The sequence below is a fragment of the Vibrio sp. Vb0349 genome (genome assembly GCF_033338975.1).
In genome coordinates, this window is sequence record NZ_JAWOTS010000273.1 from 1 (window position 1) to 1,243 (window position 1,243).

General features: G+C 46.7%; 1 protein-coding gene. It reads left to right on the plus strand.

Annotation, left to right across the window (positions count from 1 at the left end):
• A partial coding sequence (argE, locus tag R7Q47_RS25145) for an acetylornithine deacetylase (protein ID WP_318090041.1) occupies nucleotides 1–998 on the plus strand: 998 nt, incomplete at its 5' end.
• Nucleotides 999–1,243 lie beyond the last annotated feature (245 nt).

Consider the following 1,243-nt stretch of genomic DNA (forward strand, 5'->3'; position numbering starts at 1 on the left):
ATGTTGAGGTGATCGAAGTCGAGCCAGGCAAACACAATATGATTGCACGCATGGGCGAAGGCGAAGGCGGTCTGCTGCTTGCTGGGCACAGCGATACCGTGCCAGTTGATGAAGTACGCTGGAGCTTTGATCCCCATAAGCTCACTGAGAAAGACAACCGCTTTTACGGTCTGGGTACGGCAGACATGAAAGGCTTTTTTGCTTTCATTTATGAAGCAGTAAAAAAGGTGGCTTGGAGCAAGCAAAACAAGCCGCTTTACGTATTGGCCACCTGTGATGAAGAAACTACCATGCTCGGTGCAAGACACTTCACCACAAACGCGCCGTTCAAGCCGGATTACTGCATCATTGGAGAACCCACTAGCTTAGTTCCTATTCGTGGCCACAAAGGGCATGTCGCCAATGCGATTCGGGTTACCGGTAAATCCGGCCACTCCTCTGACCCAGCTTTGGGCGTCAACGCGATTGAAATCATGCATGAAGTGTTGTTTGCGATGATGCAACTGTGCGACAAACTCATTAAAGAGTATCACCACCCAGGATTTGCCATCCCTAGTCCAACGTTGAACTTAGGCCATATCCATGGCGGTGATAGTGCCAACCGTATTTGTGGTTGTTGCGAGGTGCACTATGACGTTCGCCCATTGCCGGGCATCAGTTTGGACGGTTTAGAAAACATGCTGCGCAGCGCACTACAAGAAGTAGAAGCTAAATGGCCGGGACGAATCGACATCGTACCGTTGCATGAGCCAATTCCAGGATATGAATGTCAGCACGATCATCCATTTATCGGTGGTGTTGAAGAGATCTGTCAAACCAGTTCGCAAACCGTCAACTACTGCACGGAAGCGCCTTTCTTGCAGCAACTGTGTCCGACTCTGGTACTTGGCCCTGGTTCTATCGAACAAGCGCACCAACCAGATGAGTTTCTCTCCTTTGATTTTATCGACCCAACCATTGATGTGCTCTCAAAGGCGATGGTTAAGTATTGTTGTTGATTGAGTTTAAAAAAAGCCTTTATGCAGCTCCGATGAGCTGCATATTTTGGCTCTCAAAGCACAAGGTTTTATGCACCGTTAACACGAATTTAACTTGTTATTTTGTAATTAATTTTCACTTTTAATTCTATGCCCGTCGAAACTTTGCTCTAAATCAGGAGAGACGCCGAATAATTGCAAACTTAGTCTGCTTTATTTGACTATAACTGGTGCTTTTCGCTAGATTGGAGTCTTAACAAGGACAA